Origin of the sequence: Sphingopyxis bauzanensis, from assembly GCF_002205675.1 — a bacterium.
In the GTDB taxonomy this organism is placed as follows: Bacteria; Pseudomonadota; Alphaproteobacteria; order Sphingomonadales; family Sphingomonadaceae; genus Sphingopyxis; species Sphingopyxis bauzanensis.
In genome coordinates, this window is record NZ_NISK01000002.1 from 561,799 (window position 1) to 583,217 (window position 21,419).

Annotated in this window: 25 protein-coding genes; 14 read left to right on the forward strand and 11 right to left on the reverse strand. The window is 65.0% G+C overall.

What is annotated here, in order from left to right:
- Position 1 precedes the first annotated feature (1 nt).
- Positions 2 to 928: an N-acetyl-gamma-glutamyl-phosphate reductase gene (gene argC, locus CDQ92_RS09300; RefSeq protein ID WP_088441092.1), complete on the forward strand. Its 927-nt coding sequence runs from the start codon at positions 2 to 4 to the stop codon at positions 926 to 928.
- 3 nt (positions 929 to 931) lie between these two features.
- Here the strand turns inward: argC and CDQ92_RS09305 are convergent, their stop codons facing one another.
- Positions 932 to 1,147 carry a hypothetical protein gene (locus CDQ92_RS09305; RefSeq protein ID WP_088441093.1) on the reverse strand — a complete coding sequence of 72 codons (216 nt, stop codon included), beginning with the start codon at positions 1,145 to 1,147 and terminating at the stop codon, positions 932 to 934.
- A 182-nt stretch (positions 1,148 to 1,329) separates the two neighbouring features.
- Between CDQ92_RS09305 and CDQ92_RS09310 the strand changes: the two genes are divergently transcribed.
- Positions 1,330 to 2,670 (forward strand): PQQ-dependent sugar dehydrogenase, encoded by a 1,341-nt coding sequence (locus CDQ92_RS09310; protein WP_088441094.1) that lies wholly within the window; start codon positions 1,330 to 1,332, stop codon positions 2,668 to 2,670.
- 100 nt (positions 2,671 to 2,770) lie between these two features.
- On the opposite strand, the gene dnaN is transcribed toward CDQ92_RS09310, so the two are convergent.
- The gene (gene dnaN, locus CDQ92_RS09315; RefSeq protein ID WP_088441095.1) at positions 2,771 to 3,886 is read right to left on the reverse strand and encodes a DNA polymerase III subunit beta; all 1,116 of its coding nucleotides are present in this window, start codon (positions 3,884 to 3,886) and stop codon (positions 2,771 to 2,773) included.
- Positions 3,887 to 4,058: 172 nt separating this feature from the next.
- Here dnaN and CDQ92_RS09320 point away from each other — a divergent pair, with 172 nt between their 5' ends.
- The gene (locus tag CDQ92_RS09320) at positions 4,059 to 4,556 is read left to right on the forward strand and encodes a hypothetical protein (protein WP_088441500.1); all 498 of its coding nucleotides are present in this window, start codon (positions 4,059 to 4,061) and stop codon (positions 4,554 to 4,556) included.
- Between the two features lie 4 nt (positions 4,557 to 4,560).
- Here the strand turns inward: CDQ92_RS09320 and CDQ92_RS09325 are convergent, their stop codons facing one another.
- Positions 4,561 to 5,445 (reverse strand): LysR family transcriptional regulator, encoded by an 885-nt coding sequence (locus CDQ92_RS09325; protein WP_088441096.1) that lies wholly within the window; start codon positions 5,443 to 5,445, stop codon positions 4,561 to 4,563.
- A 151-nt stretch (positions 5,446 to 5,596) separates the two neighbouring features.
- Between CDQ92_RS09325 and CDQ92_RS09330 the strand changes: the two genes are divergently transcribed.
- The 4 genes from CDQ92_RS09330 (at position 5,597) to CDQ92_RS09345 (ending at position 8,404) form a co-directional block, all read left to right on the forward strand.
- The gene (locus CDQ92_RS09330; RefSeq protein WP_088441097.1) at positions 5,597 to 5,926 is read left to right on the forward strand and encodes a UrcA family protein; all 330 of its coding nucleotides are present in this window, start codon (positions 5,597 to 5,599) and stop codon (positions 5,924 to 5,926) included.
- A 128-nt stretch (positions 5,927 to 6,054) separates the two neighbouring features.
- Positions 6,055 to 7,299 (forward strand): dual-specificity RNA methyltransferase RlmN, encoded by a 1,245-nt coding sequence (gene rlmN, locus CDQ92_RS09335; protein WP_088441098.1) that lies wholly within the window; start codon positions 6,055 to 6,057, stop codon positions 7,297 to 7,299.
- Positions 7,300 to 7,538: 239 nt separating this feature from the next.
- Positions 7,539 to 7,997, forward strand: a complete 459-nt coding sequence (locus CDQ92_RS09340) for an outer membrane protein (RefSeq protein ID WP_088441099.1) — start codon at positions 7,539 to 7,541, stop codon at positions 7,995 to 7,997.
- Between the two features lie 83 nt (positions 7,998 to 8,080).
- Positions 8,081 to 8,404 carry a YnfA family protein gene (locus CDQ92_RS09345; RefSeq protein ID WP_088441100.1) on the forward strand — a complete coding sequence of 108 codons (324 nt, stop codon included), beginning with the start codon at positions 8,081 to 8,083 and terminating at the stop codon, positions 8,402 to 8,404.
- Positions 8,405 to 8,546: 142 nt separating this feature from the next.
- Here CDQ92_RS09345 and CDQ92_RS09350 read toward each other — a convergent pair whose 3' ends face one another.
- The gene (locus CDQ92_RS09350; protein ID WP_088441101.1) at positions 8,547 to 9,266 is read right to left on the reverse strand and encodes an arylesterase; all 720 of its coding nucleotides are present in this window, start codon (positions 9,264 to 9,266) and stop codon (positions 8,547 to 8,549) included.
- A 51-nt stretch (positions 9,267 to 9,317) separates the two neighbouring features.
- Between CDQ92_RS09350 and CDQ92_RS09355 the strand changes: the two genes are divergently transcribed.
- Both CDQ92_RS09355 and CDQ92_RS09360 read left to right on the forward strand, forming a co-directional pair.
- Positions 9,318 to 9,989, forward strand: coding sequence for an ABC transporter ATP-binding protein (locus tag CDQ92_RS09355; protein ID WP_088441501.1), 672 nt, complete (start codon positions 9,318 to 9,320; stop codon positions 9,987 to 9,989).
- A complete protein-coding gene (locus CDQ92_RS09360; RefSeq protein WP_088441102.1) occupies positions 9,990 to 12,491 on the forward strand; it encodes an ABC transporter permease in 2,502 nt (833 codons plus the stop codon).
- Between the two features lie 4 nt (positions 12,492 to 12,495).
- On the opposite strand, the gene CDQ92_RS09365 is transcribed toward CDQ92_RS09360, so the two are convergent.
- The 7 genes from CDQ92_RS09365 to thrS all read right to left on the reverse strand — a co-directional run bounded on the left by CDQ92_RS09365 (position 12,496) and on the right by thrS (position 18,977).
- Complete coding sequence (locus CDQ92_RS09365; RefSeq protein ID WP_088441103.1) at positions 12,496 to 12,861, reverse strand: type II toxin-antitoxin system VapC family toxin; 366 nt, start codon at positions 12,859 to 12,861, stop codon at positions 12,496 to 12,498.
- Positions 12,858 to 13,307 carry a type II toxin-antitoxin system VapB family antitoxin gene (locus CDQ92_RS09370; protein WP_088441104.1) on the reverse strand — a complete coding sequence of 150 codons (450 nt, stop codon included), beginning with the start codon at positions 13,305 to 13,307 and terminating at the stop codon, positions 12,858 to 12,860. The genes CDQ92_RS09365 and CDQ92_RS09370 overlap by 4 nt, the downstream gene beginning before the upstream one ends.
- 76 nt (positions 13,308 to 13,383) lie before the next feature.
- Positions 13,384 to 14,142 (reverse strand): sulfite exporter TauE/SafE family protein, encoded by a 759-nt coding sequence (locus CDQ92_RS09375; protein ID WP_088441105.1) that lies wholly within the window; start codon positions 14,140 to 14,142, stop codon positions 13,384 to 13,386.
- 121 nt (positions 14,143 to 14,263) lie between these two features.
- Complete coding sequence (locus tag CDQ92_RS09380; RefSeq protein ID WP_088441106.1) at positions 14,264 to 15,403, reverse strand: hypothetical protein; 1,140 nt, start codon at positions 15,401 to 15,403, stop codon at positions 14,264 to 14,266.
- Positions 15,404 to 15,412: 9 nt separating this feature from the next.
- Positions 15,413 to 16,117, reverse strand: coding sequence for a helix-turn-helix domain-containing protein (locus CDQ92_RS09385; RefSeq protein WP_088441107.1), 705 nt, complete (start codon positions 16,115 to 16,117; stop codon positions 15,413 to 15,415).
- On the reverse strand, positions 16,114 to 16,980 hold the full coding sequence (locus CDQ92_RS09390; RefSeq protein WP_229667310.1) for a metallophosphoesterase: 867 nt from the start codon (positions 16,978 to 16,980) through the stop codon (positions 16,114 to 16,116). The genes CDQ92_RS09385 and CDQ92_RS09390 overlap by 4 nt, the downstream gene beginning before the upstream one ends.
- A complete protein-coding gene (gene thrS / locus CDQ92_RS09395; protein ID WP_088441108.1) occupies positions 16,977 to 18,977 on the reverse strand; it encodes a threonine--tRNA ligase in 2,001 nt (666 codons plus the stop codon). The genes CDQ92_RS09390 and thrS overlap by 4 nt, the downstream gene beginning before the upstream one ends.
- Before the next feature lie 149 nt (positions 18,978 to 19,126).
- Here thrS and CDQ92_RS09400 point away from each other — a divergent pair, with 149 nt between their 5' ends.
- From CDQ92_RS09400 to CDQ92_RS09415, 5 genes are all read left to right on the forward strand, one after another.
- Positions 19,127 to 19,543 (forward strand): MerC domain-containing protein, encoded by a 417-nt coding sequence (locus tag CDQ92_RS09400; protein ID WP_088441109.1) that lies wholly within the window; start codon positions 19,127 to 19,129, stop codon positions 19,541 to 19,543.
- A 131-nt stretch (positions 19,544 to 19,674) separates the two neighbouring features.
- Positions 19,675 to 19,848 (forward strand): hypothetical protein, encoded by a 174-nt coding sequence (locus CDQ92_RS21125; protein ID WP_158213815.1) that lies wholly within the window; start codon positions 19,675 to 19,677, stop codon positions 19,846 to 19,848.
- A gap of 3 nt (positions 19,849 to 19,851) precedes the next feature.
- The gene (locus CDQ92_RS09405; RefSeq protein WP_088441110.1) at positions 19,852 to 20,265 is read left to right on the forward strand and encodes a hypothetical protein; all 414 of its coding nucleotides are present in this window, start codon (positions 19,852 to 19,854) and stop codon (positions 20,263 to 20,265) included.
- Complete coding sequence (locus CDQ92_RS09410; RefSeq protein WP_088441111.1) at positions 20,262 to 20,453, forward strand: helix-turn-helix transcriptional regulator; 192 nt, start codon at positions 20,262 to 20,264, stop codon at positions 20,451 to 20,453. The genes CDQ92_RS09405 and CDQ92_RS09410 overlap by 4 nt, the downstream gene beginning before the upstream one ends.
- Before the next feature lie 5 nt (positions 20,454 to 20,458).
- The gene (locus CDQ92_RS09415; protein WP_088441112.1) at positions 20,459 to 21,385 is read left to right on the forward strand and encodes an alpha/beta fold hydrolase; all 927 of its coding nucleotides are present in this window, start codon (positions 20,459 to 20,461) and stop codon (positions 21,383 to 21,385) included.
- Positions 21,386 to 21,419: the final 34 nt, after the last annotated feature.

The window sequence follows — 21,419 nt, forward strand, 5'->3', positions numbered from 1 at the left end:
CATGACACAGACGGTTTTCATCGACGGCGCGGCGGGAACGACGGGCCTGGAAATTGCCGAGCGGCTGGCGGGGCGCAGAGAATTCTCGCTGCTCGCGATCGACGATGCGCGCCGCAAGGACGCGGGCACGCGGCGCGAGGCGCTGAACGACGCCGATTTCGTCATCCTCTGTCTGCCCGACGATGCGGCGCGCGACGCGGTGGCGATGATTGCCAATGACCGCACCCGCGTGATCGACGCATCGACCGCGCACCGCGTCGCTCCGGGCTGGGTCTATGGCTTTCCCGAAGTCAGCGGGCATGACGCGGTCGCCAACGCGGCGCGGGTCAGCAACCCCGGCTGTTACTCAACTGGCTTTATTGCGCTCATCGCGCCGCTGATCCGCGCCGGGCTGCTTCCCGCCGACTGGCCCTATGCCTGTAACGCCGTCAGCGGCTATTCGGGTGGCGGCAAGGCGTTAATCGAACGCTTCGAGCAGGACCGCGATATCGCCTGGCGCGGCTATGCGCTGGGCCTTGGTCACAAGCATGTGCCGGAAATGCAGGCGCGCTGCGGCCTGTCGATCGCGCCGCTGTTTTCGCCATCGGTCATCCCCGCGCATCGCGGCATGGCGGTCGACGTGCAACTGCCGCTTGCCGCTATGCGGAATGCGGCCGCGCCCAGCGCGCTGCGCGCCGCGCTCGCCGATTTTTATGCCGCCAGCCCGATCGTGGTGATGGGCGAAGCGCCGACGGATGGCGAAATGTTGCTCCGCGCCTCGGACGCGGGCGACGACCGGATCGAGCTGTTCGTGTTTGCCAATGCTGACGGCAGCCAGGCGCGGCTGGTCGCGCAGCTCGACAATCTGGGCAAAGGCGCGAGCGGCGCCTGCGTCCAGAATCTCAACATCATGGCGGGATTGCCCGAAACCGAAGGCCTGCGGCTTTAAGACCTAGTGGACGGTGTCGAGAATATCCTCGACCGCCAGATAGGTGATCAACCGTTCAATCTGGCGCCAGCGCGCAAAATGGACGTGGTTGCCCAGCACGCGATACTGCTCGGCGCGCGCAGCGGCGGCAAATCCCGCCTCTTCGCCATGCACGAGAATGAGCGCATGGGCATCTTCGACTGCGGCGCGATCGGTCAGAAATGGTGCAGGCAGATGCATGGAGTCCCCGTCTTTGCCTTGGAACCATCTCCCTACCCCGCGCCCCTCACCGCGCCGTTCCCAACTGTGATGAAGATTCGGGTAAGGTTAATCGCAATGCCGCTGCTATTAACCCTTTGCCGCATCGTGCCGCACGCGTTTCACCTCTTTGCCGCCGCCTATCAGCCGTGTAGATAGGCGGGATGCGCAAGATCCTGAAATTCATCGCCGCCGCCCTGTTGCTGCTCGTCCTGATTGGCGGAGCGACACTGTACATCATGTCGCGGCCCGATGTGGCGCGCTTCTCGACCGCCGAACTCAGCGGCCGGGTGCCGGTGATGGCGTCGCAAAAAACCGAAACCTTTCCGACGATCAACGTCCCCGAAGTGACGGGATGGCCCGCAGGTCAGGCGCCGCGCGCCGCGCAAGGCTTGTCTGTCCAGCGTTTTGCCGACGGGCTCGATCATCCGCGCACCATGTTCGTGCTGCCCAATGGCGACGTGCTGGTTGCCGAAGCGCAAAGCCCGCCGCGTGACAGCTCGGGGATCGAGGGCAAGGTGATGAGCCGCCTGATGAGCAAGGCGGGTGCCGGCGGCGTGTCGGCCAACCGCATCAGCCTGCTCCGCGATGGCGACGGCGACGGCAAGGCCGAGGTCAAGACAGCCTACATCACCGGCCTCAATTCGCCCTATGGCATGGCGCTGGTCGGCGACACGCTGTACGTCGCCAACACCGACGCGCTGCTCGCCTTTCCCTACGTCGCGGGCGAGACGAAGATGAGCGGCAAGCCCACTAAGGTCGTCGACCTGCCCGCCAAAGGCACCAACCGCCATTGGACCAAAAGCCTGGTCGCCGCGCCGAACGGCTGGCTTTATGTCGGTGTCGGCGCCGACAGCAATATCGGTGAAAAGGGTATGAACCGCGAGTTCCGCCGCGCCAGCGTGCTCGAAGTACGACCGGAAAACAAATATATGCGGACCTTCGCTGCGGGCATCCGCAACCCCGTCGGTCTGGCTTATTATCCCGGCAGCGACCGGCTGTGGACCGTGGTCAACGAGCGCGACATGCTGGGCAGCGACCTGGTCCCCGATTATCTGACCGATGTTACCGAGGGCGATTTCTACGGCTGGCCCTGGTATTATTGGGGCGGCTTTGTCGATCCGCGCGTCGAACCCGAGGCCGAGGATCGCCGCCAATATGTCAAGCGCCCAGAATATGGGCTCGGCGCACATACCGCGCCGCTCGGCATGACCTTCACCCAGGGGCTCGACCTTGGCGAGCGCTGGTCGAACGGTGCGCTGGTGGCGCTGCACGGATCGTGGAACCGCGAACCGGCGGCGGGTTACAGCGTCGTGTTCGTCAAGTTCGGCGCCAACGGCAAACCGGTCGATGCGCTGCCGGTCACCCTGCTCGATCGTTTTCTGGCGTCGGACAACAAAACCGCCCGGGGTCGTCCGGCCGATGTGAAAGTTGCGAAGGATGGCAGCGCGCTGATCGCTGACGATAGCGGCGGGGTCATCTGGCGGGTAGCGAAGGCAGGGTGAATCGTCGTCCCCGCGCAGGCGCGGGCCGCTGGCAACCTTGGCCAGCCTGTGCAGGGCAAACCCGAGAGCCGCCCCCGCCTGCGCGGGGGGGCGACGGCCTTTAAACCCGCATCGGCATCAACACGTACAGCGCCGGGCTCTTCTCGCTCTCGCGGATCAGCGTCGGGGCGTTCGCATCGGCGAGGTGCAGTTCGACTGTGTCGCCGTCCACCTGACCCAATATATCGCTAAGGTAGCGGGCGTTGAAACCGATTTCCATCGCTTCGCTGTCGTAAACCGCGGCAACTTCTTCCGCCGCGGTGCCATTCTCGGGACTCGTCACTGACAGCGTGATGCGGTCCTTGTCGAGCCCGACCTTGACCGCGCGCGTCTTTTCGCTGGCGATCGTCGAGACGCGATCGACGCCCTGATACAGGCTTTTCGGATCGACTTTGAGCAGCTTGTCGTTCGCGGTCGGGATAACGCGGCTGTAATCGGGGAAGGTGCCGTCGATCAGCTTCGAGGTCAGAATGGCGTTGCCGAGCTGGAAGCGGATCTTGCTTGCCGACAGGCTGATTTCGACATTGCCTTCGGCCTCGTCGAGCAGCTTGCGGATTTCAGTGACGCATTTGCGCGGCACGATGACGTCGGGCATCGACGAGGCGCCCTCGGGGCGGGTGACAGTGTAGCGCGCGAGGCGGTGGCCGTCTGTCGCCGCAGCCTTCAGCACCGGACCCGACGCATCTTCGGCGACGTGCAGGAAGATGCCGTTGAGGTAATAGCGCGTTTCTTCGGTCGAGATCGCAAAGCGCGTCTTGTCGATGATCTGGATCAGCTCCGCGACTGGCAGTTCGAAGTTGGTCGGCAGGTCACCCTCGGCGATCATCGGGAAATCATCGCGCGGCAGCGTCGGCAGGTTGAAGTTCGAGCGGCCGGCCTTGACCTGCATCTTGCCCTCGGCAGCCGCGAGGCTGACCTCGGCACCTTCGGGCAGCTTGCGCGCGATTTCGAACAAAGTGTGCGCCGACACGGTCGTCGTCCCGGCGGTTTCGACCTTGGCGGCGATCGTTTCGACGACCTGCAAGTCGAGGTCGGTCGCCATCAGCTTCAGCTGGCCCGACGCATCGGCTTCGATCAGGACGTTCGACAGGATGGGAATGGTATTGCGCCGCTCGACCACCGACTGGACGTGGCCAAGGCTCTTCAACAACACTGCGCGTTCGATCGTCGCTTTCATTCTAATCCGCCATCCCTGTGTTCCGCGGGAGAAGTCCCTGAAAGAGCCGCCATCGAAGGCGATTCGTTGCCCCGATTCCCGGCCCCTAAAAATGCCCACCTTCCTTAACGCACGCGTCGGCACGTGCAAGCCATGCTTGCAAAGCATCCTCAATCGCGCGAACGAAGGCGCGATGCGGCGCTGGGCCTTCTTTTTCATGATGCTGGCGGCGCTGCCCGCCGCGGCGCTGGCTGCCGCCCCGACGGCGCTCGGCATTTTCGACGGCTGGGGCGCGTTCCGCGATCCCGCCACTCCCCGCTGTTACGCCATCGCCGCCCCCTCGGCGACGATCGGCACCCCGCAAGTCAAGGCCTATGCCAGCGTCGGTTACTGGCCCAAATTGCGCATCCGCGGCCAATTCTACGTCCGCCTGTCGAAGGCGCGCGCGGCGGGGCGCGACCTGCGCCTGACCATCGGCAGCCGCCGCTTCATCCTGACCGGCAACGGCGCGCATGGTTGGGCGAGTGACGCGCGGATGGACGCCGCGATCATCGCTGCAATGCGGTCAGCACCCAGCATGAGCGTCGCGAGCAGCACAGCCAGCGGCGGCGCGATTGCTGACACCTACCGCCTGCGCGGCGCCGCGACGGCAATCGACGCGGCGGCCCTGGGGTGTGCGAAGCTAGGCTGATAGCTCAGCCCTCGCGCGCCAGCCTCGTCAGTTCTTTCGCCAGAAAATCGAGCACTAACCGCACCCGCGGCACATGCCGCAACCGCTCGTGGGTCAGCAGCCAGAGCCCGGTGGTGTCTTCTTTCTTGGGTGGAATGCAGCGGATCAGATCGGGTTCGCGATCAGCAATGAAAGCGGGCAAGATGGTGAGGCCCATTCCCGAACGCACTCCGGCCAGCAGGCCGGTGCCGGTGTCATATTTCATCACCACCGAGTCTTCGAGACCATATTGGCGCAGCCACGCCTGATAGGGCCCCCACACCCCGCCACCGCCGCCTATGAACGGATGCGCCGCGAGCTGTTCGCGGCTGTGCGGGATGCCGTGGCGGTCGGCATAATCGCGGCTGCAATAGACGGTCCATGGATTGTCGGCGGTGCGCCGCCCGACCAGTCCGGCGCCGGTCGGCTGCTTGCTGCTGCGGATCGCAATGTCGGCGGCGCCGCTCGCCAGGTCGCGCTGCTCGTCCGACGTGTCGAGCTGGATGTGAATGCCCGGATGTTCGGCACGCAGATCGCGCAGAATTGGCGGCAGGATGGTGACCGCAAAGATTTCCATCGTCGTCAGGCTGACGGTGCCGCCAACTTCGCGCGATGACGCGCTGGCCGCTTCGCTGAACCGATCGGCGGCTTCACGCACCGCCGCCGCGCTGCCCAGCATCGCCTCGCCCACCGGAGTCAGCGCGTAGCCCGTCTGCCGCCGCTCGAACAGATTGAGCCCCGTCGCAGCCTCCAACGCCGCGATCCGCCGCGCGACGGTCGTCTGGCTGACGCGCAGCGCCTGCGCGGCGGTCAGGGTGCTGCCCGTTTCGGCGACGGCCAGAAAAGCTTTGAGGTCGTTCCAATCATACATGGCGTCTTGTGCTTCATATGCGGCTTTGCGGCATTCTGCAATTTTGCAGAATGGTAGCGCAACATCGTTGCTCCTGCTGCCCCGCAGGTTCGCTTATCTTGTGGTCACCGGCTTCCTCCCCTCCTCTTCAGCCGGCCGATGGAGACATAAGATGAAAAAGCTTCTGATCCTCGCCGCGCTGGCCACTGTTTCGGTTGGCCAGCCAGCTTTCGCCCAAACACCGCACGCAAACCCGAGCGTGGTTGTCCCGCACAAAGATCTCGATCTGCGGACCGAGGCTGGTACCAAAAGTCTCGACCGCCGCATCTGGCGCGCCGTCGTCGATGTGTGCGGCACCGCGCCTGACTATGACCTGCAAGGCAAGAACGACGTCCGGCAATGCCGCACCGACACGCGGCAGCTTGCCTCGACGCAGGCCGATCGCGTGATTGCCAGCGCGGCGCCCGATAGCGTCATCCGGGTCAGCTCGATCCAGAAATAGCTGGCGAACCCATGTTGCAGGGTTCGTCAGAGCCGGGGTCGCGATTCGGGCACGATCGCGGCCCCGGCCCAGGGCCGACGGGCGCGCGATTGCACATCTCCCCTTTCCCCCCTATATGCGCGCCCATCATGCAGATTCCCGGCCATATCGACCCCGTCACGACGGGCACCGTCCCGCTGCGCGGCGGCAACCGCATCGACCTGGTCGGGCTGACCCGCGACGCGATTAGCGGCGTGCTAGTCGAAGCCGGTCTGGACGCGAAGGGCGCCAAGCTGCGCGCCAAGCAGATCTGGCACTGGATGTACCACCGCGGCGTCACCGATTTCGAGGCAATGACCGACATCGCCAAGACGATGCGGCCGTGGTTGACCGACCGATTCATCATCGGCCGCCCGACCGTGCGCGAGGCGCAGGTGTCGAGCGACGGCACGCGCAAATGGCTGCTCGCCGCCGCCGACGGCCAGGAATATGAAATGGTCTTCATCCCCGACGCCGATCGGGGAACGCTCTGCGTGTCGAGCCAGGTCGGCTGCACACTCAACTGCCGCTTCTGCCACACCGGCACGATGCGCCTCGTCCGCAACCTCGCCGCGGGCGAGATTGTCGGGCAGGTGATGCTGGCGCGCGACGAGCTGGGCGAATGGCCCAAGGGGACGATGGCGGGTTTTGGCCCCGATCCCGAGGACGAAGACGACGAAGAGGGCGGCCATTACACCGCCGACGGCCGCATCCTGACCAACATCGTGATGATGGGCATGGGCGAGCCGCTGTATAATTTCGACGAGGTCAAGGGCGCGCTGAAGATCGTCATGGACGGCGACGGGCTTGCGCTGTCACGCCGCCGGATCACGCTGTCGACGAGCGGCGTGGTGCCGATGATGGCGCGTGCGGGTGAAGAAATCGGCGTCAACCTCGCGGTCTCGCTGCATGCGGTATCGAAGGAAGTGCGCGATGAAATCGTGCCGCTGAACCGCAAATATGGCATCGACGAACTGCTCAAAGCGTGCGCCGACTATCCGGGCGCCGGCAATTCGCGGCGCATCACCTTCGAATATGTGATGCTGAAGGACAAGAACGACAGCGACGACGACGCCCGCGAACTTGTTCGCCTTATCCGCGAATATGGCTTGCACGCCAAGGTCAATCTGATCCCCTTCAACCCCTGGCCGGGCGCGATGTATGAATGTTCGTCGCCCGAGCGGGTGCGCGCGTTCAGCAACCTGATATTCAAAGCCGGTATTTCGGCGCCAGTCCGCACCCCGCGCGGGCGCGACATCATGGCGGCGTGCGGGCAGCTCAAGAGCGCCGCGACCAAGCCGACCCGCGCCGAGCTCGACCGGATCGCGGAAGAGAAACAGGCGGCGCTGGGCTGAATCTTGTGCCATCCGGCTTTGTCGGATCGCAACCGCCTCACCTTTAATTGGCAGATAAGCGCCAGATTCGACGCATCGCGATTGCATAGCTATTCTGTACTGTGTGGTAAAAATAACACAGGTAAGAAAATTGTCACATGATGACCCTTCCGTTCATTGAAGCGACAGCTGCGAACGCCATTTAGGCGGTGGACCGCGACCCAAAGGGCGTGGCCATGTAAAAGCAGAAGGAAAATAAAATGAAGAAATTCGCAGTTGCAGCCGCTCTCCTGACGGCCATCGTTGCAACCCCCGCCATGGCGGCCGAAGGCGGCGAAGGCCGCGTCGAAGTGCGCGGCGGCCTGATCACCGGCAACGGCATCGACGAAGGCACGCTTGGCCTCGCCGCCGGTTATGACTTCGACCTTGGCTCGGCCGCATTCGTCGGCGCCGAAGTTGCGGGCGACAAGGTGCTTGTTGACGGTGCCGACGTCCAGTTCTCGGCCGGCGGCCGCGTCGGTGCCAAGGTTGGCGCGAACGGCAAGGCCTATGTCACCGGTGGCTACACCTTCAGCGACATCGACGATCCCTATGTCGGCGCGGGCTACCAGCACAAGCTGGGCCAGAACCTGTACGCCAAGGCCGAATATCGTCACCAGTTCATCGAGAACTTTGGCGATTTCGACACCTTCGTCGCGGGCGTCGGCTTCGCTTTCTGATCTTTCGGTCAGCAACGAAACAGGAAGGGGCGGCCGCTTGGTCGCCCCTTTTCATTTGCAGCACGACCGGCCACGGTAAGCCGATGACCGCCTTCTTCTATATCGCCGCCGCGCTCGCAGAAATTGCGGGCTGCTTTGCCTTTTGGGCTTGGCTGCGGCTCGACAAGTCGGCGTGGTGGCTAGCGCCCGGCACAGTGTCGCTGGCGCTGTTTGCTTATCTGCTGACCTTGGTCGATGCCGAGCATGCGGGGCGTAGCTATGCGGCTTATGGCGGGGTGTATATCGTCGCGGCTTTGCTGTGGCTGTGGGCGATCGAGGGCGCCGAGCCTGACCGCTGGGATCTGATCGGTGCCACGGTGTGTTTGGGCGGCGCGGCGATTATTTTGTTCGGGCCGCGGGGGAGTTAGATTCCTCCCTGTCGCGCAGCGATGGGGAAGGGAACCGCTCGCGAAGCGAGGGGTGGAGGGGCGGCGAAAGTAGCGCCAAAGTCCCTCTCCGTCAGTCCTTCGGACTGCCACCTCGCCATCGCTGCGCGACAGGGAAGATGTTTTAGTCCGCGTTCGGCAGCGCCTGCTCGACCAGCGGCGCCAGCGCTTCCGCCACCACCGTCACCCCTTTTGCATTGGGGTGCATATTGTCGCCGAGCATCAGCGCCTTGTCCGTCACGACATTGTCGAGGATGAAGGGGTAAAAGCTGACATCATATTTGGCGGCGAGTTCCGAATAGATAGGGTTGAATTTCTTCGCATAATCGCTGCCCATGTTCGGCGCCGCCATCATGCCCGTAAGCAGCACCGGAATCTCGCGCTTCTTGAGCTCAGCAAGCATCGCGTCGAGGTTGGCGCGCGTTTGGTTGGGGCCGATGCCGCGCAGCATGTCGTTGCCGCCCAGCCCGAGCAGCACCAGCGCCGGCTTCACCTTCGCATTATCGAGCACATAGGTCAGCCGCTGGCGCCCCGCCGCGGTGGTGTCGCCCGACACCCCGGCATTCTGCACCCGCGCCACCACGCCGTCGGCGGCCAGCGCCGCCTGCAATTGCGGCGACAGCCCTTCTTTCGGGCCAAGCTGATATCCCGCATAAAGGCTGTCACCGAACGCGATAACCAGCGGTGCGTTGGCGGGGACGGCAGGGGCTGCCTTGGCGGCGACCTTGTCGTTGGTCGAAGCCGCCGGGGTTTCCGCCGATCCGCATGCGGCGAGCGGTTGGCAAAGCGCGATCGCGCAACCATATAATGCGTAAGAGCGCCATCCGGCCGTTCTCTTTTCCAAAGGGTTCTCTCCTTGCCCGACACTCGACCCCCTCAGGCCGTGGCGCCTGACATGGCGATCGCCGCTCATAATGTGACGCTGACCCTCGGCAGCGACAAGGCCCCGGTCGAAATATTGCGCGGCGTCGATCTGGAGGTGCCCGCGGGCGCCTCGGTCGCGCTGCTCGGCCCGTCGGGCTCGGGCAAAAGCTCGCTGATGGCGGTGCTAGCGGGGCTGGAGCGCGCCAATGGCGGCAGCATCCGTGTTGCGGGGCTCGATTTCACCACGATGGACGAGGACGAATTGGCGCGCGCGCGCCGCGGCCGCATCGGCATCGTGCTCCAGGCGTTTCACCTGCTGCCGACAATGACCGCCCTGGAAAATGTCGCGGTGCCGCTGGAACTGGCAGGGATCGCTGATCCGTTCGGGCGCGCGGCGGCCGAACTCGAAGCCGTCGGGCTTGGCCACCGCCTGACCCATTATCCGGCGCAGCTGTCGGGCGGCGAGCAGCAGCGCGTTGCGATCGCCCGCGCGATGGCAAGCTCGCCCGCGATCATCTTTGCCGACGAGCCGACGGGCAATCTCGACACCGCGACGGGTCACGCGATCATCGACCTTATCTTTGCACGCCGCGCGGCGTTGGGCGCGACGTTGCTCATCATCACGCACGATCCCGAGCTGGCGCAGCATTGCGACCGGGTTGTCGTGATGCACGATGGGAAAATCGAAGAGCGGGCCGCCTAGGTGCTCCCCCTCGCCTCCCTCTGGCGGATCGCGCGCCGTGACCTTGCGACGCGCATCCGCGGGTTGCGGCTACTCGCCGTCTGCCTTTTCCTCGGCGTCGCGACGCTCGCAGCGATCGGCAGCCTGACGCGCGGCATCACCTCCGAACTCGAGGTGCGCGGGCAGACGATCCTGGGCGGCGATATCGAATTCGGCATTCCGCAGCGTGAGGCGACCGCCGAAGAAATCGCGGCATTCCGCAAAGCAGGAGCGACATCGTCAACCGTGCGGATGCGCGCGATGGCCAACGCGCCCGAAGGCGACGCGCTATTGTCCGAACTCAAGGCAGTCGATGGAGCCTATCCGCTCTATGGCGCGCTGCGGCTGGAAAGCGGCGCGCGCCGCGGCCCCCCGCCCGCGGGCAGCATCTGGATCGGCAAGGATCTCGCGTCGCGGCTCGACCTGAACGTCGGCGAACGGGTGAAGTTTGGCGAAAAACCGTTCCTGATCGACGGCGTCATCGCCGAGGAGCCCGACCGGCTGGGCGAAGGTTTCACCCTTGGCCCTGTCGCGATCATCGGTATCGCCGACCTGCCCGCGACCCAGCTGATCCAGCCGGGCAGCCTTTTCGAAAGCAAATATCGCGTCCGCCTGCCCGACAGCTCCAACCCCGAAGCGGTCGGCGAGGCGCTGACCGCCGAATTCCCCGGCGCGGGCTGGGACATCACCGACCGCAGCAACGGCGCGCCAGGAACGCGGCGCTTTATCGAGCGCATGGGCCAGTTCCTGTCGCTTGTCGGCCTTGCCGCCTTGGTCATCGCCGGGATCGGCGTCGGCAATGGCGTCGCGAGCTATCTGGCGGGGAAACGTCCGGGTCTGGCGACGCTGAAAGTTCTCGGCGCCGACAGCGCGACGGTGCTCCGCATCTTTGGCTTGCAGATACTGGCGGTAGCCGGGGTGTCGATCGTCGCAGGCCTGGTCGTCGGCGCGCTGGCGCCGATCGCAATCGGCGCGATTGCCGGCGACGTACTGCCCGTCCGCCCCGGCTTCGCGCTCTATCCACTCCCGCTCGCAGTCAGCGCCGCTTATGGGCTGCTGATCGCCATCGCCTTTGCCATGCCGCCGCTCGCCGCCACGAAGCATATTCCGGCGGCGGGGCTCTATCGCGCCACCGTCGACAAGGCGGCGCGGATCGACCGCCCCGCGCTGATTGCCGTGGCGGTCGCACTGATCGCGATCGTTGCGCTGGCGGTCGGCACCGCGCGCGAGCCTTTGTTTGCACTCGGCTTTATCGGTGCCGCGATCGGTCTGCTGTTGATCCTCGTCGGGCTCGGCTGGCTGGTGCGCCGCATTGCGAGCCGCCTGCCCCGCCCGCGCCGGCCACTGCTGCGCCTCGCGCTGGCCAACCTGCACCGACCCGGCGCCTCGACCGGCGCGCTGGTTGTGGCGCTGGGGCTCGGGCTGACCCTGTTCGTGACGCTTGCTGCGATCCAGACAAGCATCACCAACGAGATCGCGCGCACCGTGCCGCAGCGCGCGCCGAGCTTTTTCGTGCTCGACGTGCCGCGCGACGGCGCCGCGCAATTTCGCGATCTCGTCGCCAAGGCCGCCCCCGACGCGCAGATCAACATGATCCCGGCGCTGCGCGGCAGCGTCACCGAATTTCGCGGCCAGCGCGTCGACGAACTCGCCGAACTTCCCGAAGGCGCGTGGGTGCTGCGCGGCGACCGCGGGCTGACGTACAGCGCGGTACCGCCGAATGGCAGCGAACTGGTGGGCGGCCAATGGTGGGCCGCGGATTACAAGGGACCGCCACTGGTCAGCGTCGAAGAGGAGGTTGCGACTTCGCTGGGCCTCAAGATCGGCGACACGCTCAGCGTCAATGTGCTGGGGGTCGAGGTGCAGGCCAGGGTCGCATCCTTTCGCACCGTGCAGTGGGATAATTTCGGGCTGAATTATGTGCTCGTGTTTTCGCCCGGCGCGTTCGACGCGGCGCCGCACAATATGGTCGCGACCGTCGCCGTTGATCCCAAAGCCGAAGCCGAGCTGGCGCGCAGCATCCCGCGCACCTTCCCCTCCGCCTCGCTAATCGCGGTACGTGACGTCGTGTCGCAGGTGACGACCTTGCTCACCCAGATGAGCCAGGCGATCGCGGCGGCGGCGAGCATTGCGATCCTGGCCGGAATCGCCGTCCTGATCGGCGCGATTGCCGCCAGCCGCGAGCGACGCGTGTACGACAGCGTGATCCTGAAACTGCTCGGCGCGACGCGGCGCCAGATATTGGGCGCGCAGGCGATGGAATATGCGGTGCTGGCGGCGGTGCTGGCGGTGCTCGCGCTCGGACTCGGCCTGATCGCAGCGCGCTATGTCGTGGTCAGCCTGTTCGAATTCACCTTCGCCCCCGATCCGCTGATTGTCGGCGCGACGCTGATCGGCGGGGCGGGATTGTCGTTCCTGATCGGTATCGCGGGCAGCTGGCCGTTGTTGTCGGCGAAACCGGCGCAGGCTTTGCGGAGTCTTTGACCGGTCAGCCGTCGGAAGCGAGGCCCAGCCGTGTGGCTTGAGCCGCCAATCGTTTGTCAAGCGTCCACAATGATGCGTCCGGCAGGCGGGTGACGGACGCGAGCAGATGTGCATCGACCATGCCAAGCCCAGTGCCGTGCAGTCGATGTTCAGTCACGAAAGATAGCAATTCACGCTGCGTAACGACCGGAGCCGCGGGAAGCAGCCCGAGCATCGACACGAATTTTTCCCGCTCCTCGAGCGACCCCAGCGCCAGTTCTACCGTGACGAATTGATGCTGGACAACGCCGTCCTCCGACAAGGCCAACACCAACGCAGAATTCGCACGGCGCAAATGATCGATCCAGACCGATGTATCGACAAGGATCATTCAAAAGGCCGTTCACGCGGGGCTGAGACAGCATCGGACATGGTTCCGCCCATTAACGCCAACGACCGAGCAGCCTCGCGCTGGACAAGCGCCATCAGAGCCGCCCGCTCCAACTCTTTGCGATCCTTGATCCCACTGATCCGTTCGGCTTGCGCCCACAGTTCGTCGTCCGCAACGATCCCTGGGCCGCGACCCGCTGTCTTTGAACGCTCGAATCGAACATGTCCGCGACGCTGATCGATTTCACGTGTTTCCCAACCCGCCTCGACCCACACAGCGGCCTGACTATGGTTGCCGCCGACATGGTTGGACCACCAAGCGCGGTGGCTATGAGCGCTCGGTGGCAGCGGAAAACCCAAAATCTCTTCAATCTCGGTGAAATTTGCGTTCCAGCTGGTGTCGGAAAGCGAACGCAGATGATCGCCGAGAGGATCATATTTTCCCATGACATGATTCCTTTCCTACAAGGAATAGGTACTGAATAGTTTTCATCATGCCAATATAGTATTTTTCATCTTCTTCCTAAATCAGTCTCGCCACCGCCGCCACCGCAGCGACGCCCAGCACGACCGCGACCATCGCCTGCCATACATGCGGTGCGACGCGGCCGAAGTGGCGTCCGCCGACATAATTGCCGATCCACATCGGCGCGAAGAGCAGCAGCGACAGGATCAGCAACCGCCAGGTGGCGATCCCGACCCAGAGCGCCGCCAGCGTCCCGGCGATCGCCGTGGCGAAAAAGATCAGCATCATCGACGCCCGCGAGGTCTTGGGCGGCAACGCGCTGCGCAGATAGAAGGGGACGACCGGCGGGCCGGGCATCGCCGCAAAGCCGGTCAGGATTCCCGACACCACGCCGGTGCCACCAATCGCCAGCCGGCCCGGCCGATGTCCCTCGGGCTGTTTAGGCAGCAGCACCGCGACGAAGGCGCCGACCGCGACCAGCGTGATCAGCAGCCGCGCCACGTCGGGCGTCGTCGCATCGAGCGCGATCATGCCGAGCGGCGTTGTCGCCATCGCGACCAGCGCGATCGGTACGGCGGTCGAGCGATCGGCATCGGCGAGGATCACCTTCATCCCCACTGGCCCGATCAGCAGTTGCAACAAAATGCCGAGCACCACCGCCTCGCCCGGGGTGATGATCAAGCCTAGAAGCGGCACAAGGATGATCGCCATCCCGAACCCGGTGAGCCCACGCACATAGGCCGCGCCAAAGGTCATCGCCGCGGCACCGGCAAGGGTGAGCGGGGCAAGACCGACAAGCTGGGCGAGACTGGTCATGGCGCAGTGGCCAGCGTGCGAAATTCGTGAGCAATAAGCAGGGGAATCCTCCGGGCGCCCGCAGGGGCGCCCCGGCCGATACTGCAAGAGTGCAGCGGCGCCTAGCCCCTTGCCGCCAAGTTCAGGCGAGCGGCCATAGTGCATTCACCGGACGTTCGAGCACCTGCGCGGCGACCGCATGCAGCCGTCCGGGATCGAAGCGCCCAGCGCGCACCGCGCCCGCCAGCCACGCCTCGATCGACCCACCCGTTTCAATCCATCGATCGTGGCGCAGCATGCCGTAGATGGCGCCGGCGAGCACATGGATGCCGTCGTCCGCATTGCGCCAGCGATCGGCGGGATTGCGCGCAACGCCAAGCGCCTCGCTGATCAATTGATCGAGCGCCTGCGCAATATCCTCGTTGAGCAGCCCTTCGAGCGTGGTGTACCCCCATTTCGGGTCATGGTCCGCCACGACGCGCGGGATCAGTGGATCCTGCGCCAGCACCGCGAGCGCCGCCTGCGCCGCGGAACCGTCCATCGGTACCGGCGGGTGCAGCATTTCGTGAGCGGCATTGCGCACGGTGATCGGGGTGTTCCAGTCGGCGGCCTGAAGGAAGGTCTGGCCCTGGACCTTGATCCCGTGCGGTTTGCAAAATTGCAGCAACACCACCTCGATCAGCGGATCGAAAACCCGACCGGTCAGCTTTTCGTGCAGTCGAATGACATCATAATCGGCGAGATCGCGATCGAGCTCGGCGATCCGCCGCGTGACAGCGCCCGCGCGCTCGTCGCGGAAGGCTGCAAAACCCGCCGCCTGCATCGCTTCGAACAGCGCCTTGAGCCGAGGCGCGACGCCCACAAACCAGCGCCAGTCGTTCTCGTTCCAATAGGGGCTGGCCCGATAAGCCCGAAACAGCCGCGCGTCGGGGGCCGCGACGCTGGCGATCAAGGTGGGCAGATCGGCGTCGCTGCCGTTGGAGAACAGCACTGACAAATTCGGTCCGAGCAGGCCAAAGCCGCTGCGCTCGGCCTCTTTCGACAAAGCGGGAATATCCGATCGGACGGCGGCGGCAAGACGCGGCGCAAAGGCGTTGGCGTCAGCCTCGTAATAGGGGAGATAGAGCTCACCGCCCGCGAGCGGACCGAGGAAGGCCAGCGCGTCGAACCCTTCGGATGCACGAACTTTCCAGCGCGTGCGCATTGGCGGGCGCTGCGCGTGCGCGAGGGTGGGAATAGCGAGGCTGCCGAGCGATGCGGCAAGGAAGAGACGGCGATCCATGGCACCGGTTTAACCGGTTTGATCGCCCCGCGCTTGAACGGACTTTGCCCGCAAGACGACGGGCGGAACCCCGGTCATCGCGCCAACCGAGCGGGTCAGATGCGCCTGATCGGCGAAGCCATGATCAGCGGCCAGATCGGCAAGGCTTCCGCGCCAATCGCCCAGCGCCGTAAGCGCGCGGCGCGTCCGCACCTCAAGCCGAAAGCGTTTGGGGCTGACGCCATAGGCGCGCGCGAAGCCGCGGCTGACCGAGGCCGGTTCAAGCTTCATCCGCCGGGCCCACTGCGCCAGGGCGAGATCGGGATCGGTGCGAAGCGCCTCGGCAAGCAAGTCGGGCCAGTCGGCCATGCCGACAGCGTGACGGTTAAAGCCGTTGCGAAGATGCGCGGCGGCGGCGAGCGGATCGCGTTCGGCCATGCGGGCCACCGCGTCCGGATCGTCGATCGTGCCAACTCCGGGCGCGAGGCCCGCGACCGTCGGCAAATTTAGCACCTCGGCGCCGCATGCGCCAAAGCGGTCGAGATGCGCGGTCCAGCATCCGTGAACAATCACTGTGCCGGGCCGCGCGGCGAAGCGGCCCTCGTCGCCCGCTTCCTGATAGCCGCCGCGGAGCACGAGTGCGACATAGGGGTCGGCATGGCGGTGCCGCGGCAGACGCTCGCTCGCCGCGTGGCGGCCTATGTAAGCGCCATGGCGATGATGAGCTTCGCTCATGGCGTAACGCTCTTCGGGCCGAGGGTCACCAACCACGCATCGGGCGGCGTCAGATAGCGCAGCGGCAGCAGGCTGGTCCCTAGTCCTGACCCGACGAAGACGCGCTGGCCGTTGTCGGTCATGTCGCCGCACGCGAAGCGGTCGCCGTAACGCGAGACATAGGTGAGCGCGCCGACGAAGGGGAAGCGGATCTGACCGCAATGGGTGTGGCCGGCGAAGATCGCGGCGACCAGGCGCTTTGCATCGGGGATGATGTCGGGGCTGTGCGTCAGAAGCAGCGGGACGCCGGGACCGAGACGGTCCATTGCAGCAAGCGTCGCGGGGACATCGTCGTGTCCCGAATAATCGTCGTCGACACCGCCGATGATCAGCGGACCGAGCTTGACCGCTTCATTCTGCAGCACGCGCAGCCCGCGCTGTTCCAGTTCGCCGCGCAGCGCGTCGGGCTTGAACCAATGGTCGTGATTGCCCGGCGCCACGACCACGCCCAGCGGCGCGCGCAGCTTGCCGAGCGGCGCGACGACTTCGGCGGCGGTGTAAATATGCGTCGCACTGCGCTTTTCGCTGACGAGATCGCCCGCGATCAGCACCAGATCGGGGCGCAGTCGGTTGAGCTGGACAACGATCTTTACCAGCCGTTCGGGCGGCATGTCCGGGCCGGCGACATGGATGTCCGACAGCAACAGCAGTTTCAGCGGTGGCTGCCCCGCCGGCCAGTCGGCGACCGCGACCATCGCGGTGCGGACCACTGGATCGCGCGTCGCATTCCAATAGCCCTTGGCCAGAAGAGCCACGCCAAACAGCGCCAGCAACAGCAGCCAGCGCCGCCACCGGCGCGGGCGACGTTCGGGCGTGACGATCAATGACGCAGGTCGGGCGGGGTCGCTTCGCCCTTGAGCAGCGCGATCGCTTCGGCGAGCGACAGGATGCGCTGGCCTTCCTGCCCGAGGGTGCGGATCGCGACCGTGCCTTCGTCGGCTTCGCGCTTGCCGACGACGAGCAGGTGCGGAACCTTGGCCAGGCTGTGTTCGCGGACCTTGTAGTTGATCTTTTCGTTGCGCAGGTCGGTTTCGACGCGCACCCCCGCCGCCGCCAGCTGCGCCGCAACGTCTTTGGCATAGTCATCGGCGTCGCTGACGATCGTCGCGACGACCGCCTGCACCGGCGCCAGCCAGACGGGCAGCTTGCCCGCGAAATGTTCGATCAAGATCCCGATGAAACGCTCGTAGCTACCAAAAATCGCGCGGTGCAGCATCACCGGGCGGTGGCGCTCGCCATCCTCGGCGATGTAGGATGCGTCGAGGCGGTCGGGTAGCACGCGGTCGGACTGGATCGTCCCAACCTGCCACGTCCGCCCGATCGCGTCGGTCAAATGCCATTCGAGCTTCGGCGCGTAAAAAGCGCCCTCGCCCGGCAGTTCTTCCCAGCCATATTCGGGGGTGTTGAGGCCTGCAGCGACGACCGCGGCGCGCAGCTCAGTTTCGGCCATGTCCCACATCTCTTCGGTCCCGAAGCGCTTTTCGGGGCGCAGCGCGAGCTTGATCGAGTAGGTGAAACCGAATTCCTTGTAGATGCGGTCGGCGAGCGCGCAGAAAGCCTGCACTTCACTGACGATCTGGTCCTCGCGGCAGAAAATATGCGCGTCGTCCTGCGTAAACTGACGCACGCGCATCAATCCGTGCAGCGCGCCATGCGGTTCGTTGCGGTGGCAGCAGCCATTTTCATACAAGCGCAGCGGCAGGTCGCGGTACGACTTCATTCCCTGGCGGAAGATCAGCACATGCGCCGGGCAGTTCATCGGCTTGAGCGCCATCCACTCGGCGTCGTCGGAGATGATCGGACCGTCATCCTCGACGTTCGGCACTTCATCAGGGATCACGAACATATTCTCGCGATATTTGCCCCAATGGCCCGATTGTTCCCACTGGCGCGCGTCCATCACCTGCGGCGTCTTGACCTCGCGGTACCCCGCGCCGTCGATCGCGCGGCGCATATAGGCCTCCAGCTCGCGCCAGATCATATAGCCCTTGGGGTGCCAGAACACCGAACCATGCGCTTCGGCCTGGAGGTGGAACAGGTCCATTTCCTGCCCCAGCTTGCGGTGATCGCGCTTGGCGGCTTCCTCCAGCCGGACGAGATGTTCGGCGAGCTGCTTCTTATTGAGCCAGCCGGTGCCATAGATGCGGCTGAGCTGGGCGTTCTTCTGGTCGCCGCGCCAATAGGCACCCGATACGCGGGTCAGCTTGAACGCCGCAGGGTCGAGCTTGCCGGTCGAGGCGAGGTGCGGGCCGCGGCACATATCCATCCAGCCGCCACCGGAGCGATAGACTGTCAGCTCCTCGTTCGCGGGCAGTTCGGCGGCCCATTCGGCCTTGAACATCTCGCCATCGGCCTGCCATTTGGCGATCAGCTTGTCGCGCTCCCACACTTCGCGCGTCAGCGGCAGGTCGGCCGCGATCAGCCGGCGCATCTCTTCCTCGATCAGCGGCAGTTCTTCGTCGCGAAAGGGGCCATGCTCGGCGGTGGGTGCGAAGTCATAATAGAAGCCGTCGCCGGTCGACGGGCCAAAGGTGATTTGCGTGCCGGGGAACAGGTTCTGCACCGCCTCGGCCAAAATATGCGCAAAGTCATGGCGCACCAGTTCGAGCGCATCAGCCTCGTCGCGGCTCGTCACCAACGCCAGGTTCGTATCTTCCTCCAGCGGGCGCATGATGTCGCGCAGCTCGCCATCGATCCGCGCGGCAAGCGCAGCCTTGGCCAAGCCGGGTCCGATGTCGGCGGCAATCTGTGCCGGGGTGGTCCCGCGCACGACGTCCCGGGCAGAGCCATCGGGAAGGGTGACGCGGATCATCTGGGACATCGAAACTATAGCCTTTCTGGGCAAAATTGCCGGGTTCCTTTGCCAGCATGCGTGGGGGGCGGCAAGGGGCGGATTCACAATCGGAGTTGCAATGATACATTGTATCGCTATCTCGCACGGCAGGCCCCTCCCGCGAAAGATCTGCCGTCATGTGTATCCCCGCCGCGCGCCCGCGCTTTGCCGACCTGTTGGGGATCACACTGTCGCTGACCTGTCTCGTCCATTGCCTCGCACTGCCGCTGCTCATCCTGCTCGCGCCCGCGCTCGGCACATGGATCGCGATGCCCGAATGGGTGCATGAGGCCATATTGATGCTGGCGCTGCCCGCCGCGACCTTTGCCATGAAGGATGGTTGGCGGCGGCACGGCCGGGCGCTGCCCGCCATGCTTGCCGCGACAGGAGTCGGTTTTTTGGCGGCGGGGCTGGCAGCGCACGAAGGTTGGCTGGCGCTGCCCGATCCTGAATCCACCGACCGGCTGTTGACGTCACTCGGCGCGGTGGCGCTTGTCACCGCGCACCTGCTCAACTGGCGCTGGCGTCACGATTTTCGCGAGCACCTTCGCTAGTTCCAGCTTTTGCATCGCTGCAACGAACCGGCATTCGATGAGTGGCAAGCTTGTCACTTAGTCAATGTCGCTTGACAATTGCGAACCATAGTGTCAAAGCTCCTTGACTAATTAACAAGGGAGCTTGACCAATGCCGCAAATGCTGCGCGCCCTGCCCTGGGCGATCGCTATCCTCGCCATCGCCCTGTTGGGAGCCGCCGACATCATCCGCGCCGACGTGGCGAACAGCCTGGTGACGGTGCTGCCACTCGTCATGGTCGCGATCGTCGCCGGTTCGGCGCGCTGCCGCCCGCAGGAGGGCTGACCGGTGGCAAAGAACCCCGCGCAGCGTCGCTATATGCGCCGTATGATCCTGCTTTCCGTCGCCTATATCGCCGCGGTGATGCTGGCGAGCTGGCTCATTCCCGACGATGCGGCGGCGACGCTGCTGACCGTGACCATTGCGCTCGTCCCTGCGCTCGCGACCTCGGGCTTCATCTGGGCGATGGCAAGCTATGTCGCCGAGCTGAAGGATGAATATGTCCGGATGCTGGAAATCCGCAAAATGCTGGTCGCGACGGGCCTGACGCTCGCGCTCACCAGCGGCTGGGGCATATTGGAGCTGTTCACCAATGTGCCGCGGGTACAGCTATTCTATGTGTTCCCGGTCTGGTGCATGGGACTCGCAGTCGGATCGCTCGTCAACAAGGTCACCATCGGCGATGGCGGACCCTGCCCGTGAAAAACCGCCTGAAAGTCCTGCGCGCCGAGCGCGACTGGAGCCAGGGCGACCTGGCCGAGCGGCTGGAGGTATCGCGCCAGTCGGTCAACGCGATCGAGACGGGAAAATATGACCCCTCGCTCCCCCTCGCCTTTCGCATCGCCGACCTGTTCGGGCTGCCGATCGAAGACATTTTCCTGAGAGATTGAACGCCATGAAACGACATACTTCTGTTGCCGCGACCTTTATTCTTGCGGTCGGCCTGATCGCGGGCCGCGCCGATGCCGCCGAGCCCTGTCCGACCGGGCTGGTCGAGGGCAAACGCATCACCGTGCTGGTCGAGGGCGATGGTCCCGATGTCGTGCTGATTCCGGGTCTGTCGAGTCCGCGCGCCGTGTGGGACGTGACCACCGACCGGCTGAAGGACAAATACCGGCTGCACCGGGTCCAGATCCGCGGCTTTGGCGATGACGCAGGGGTCAATGCCGGGGGGCCGGTGCTTGACCCGATGATGCGCGAAGTTGCCGATTATATCGACGATTGCGTTACCGATCAGGGCGGCGCGCCGCCCGCGATCATCGGCCATTCGATGGGCGGACTGACCGGATTGATGATCGCGGCGCGCGTCCCGCGGGAGGTCGGCAAGCTGATGATCGTCGATGCGCTGCCCTTTATCGGCACCCTGTTCAATCCCGCGGCGACGGTGGACAGCGTGAAACCGCAAGCCGAGCAGATGGCGGCGATGATGCGCGCCCAGCATGGCCAGCCCGCGCCGACGGGGCCGGTCAGCGATCCCGGCCCGGTGAGCATGGTCGGCAGCATGTCGAACCAGCCCGCCGGGCGCACCGCTGTCCTCGGCTGGATGCGCGCCGCCGATGCGCGGGTGACGGCGCAGGTCTTGCATGATGTGATGACCACCGACATGCGCGGCGAACTGACCGCGGTGACCGCGCCGGTGACCCTGCTCTATGCACAAGACGACAGCCTGATGCCCGCCGAACGCGCCAAGGCGGCGTTCGAACCGCAATATGTCGGCGTCGCAAAATTCACCGCCCAAATTGTGCCGGGCAGCCGTCACTTCATCATGCTCGACCAGCCCGAAATCTTTGCCAAGGCCGTCAACGACTTCCTCGCCGAATGAGCGCCCAACCGGGCCCTGCCCTTGCGAGCCGATC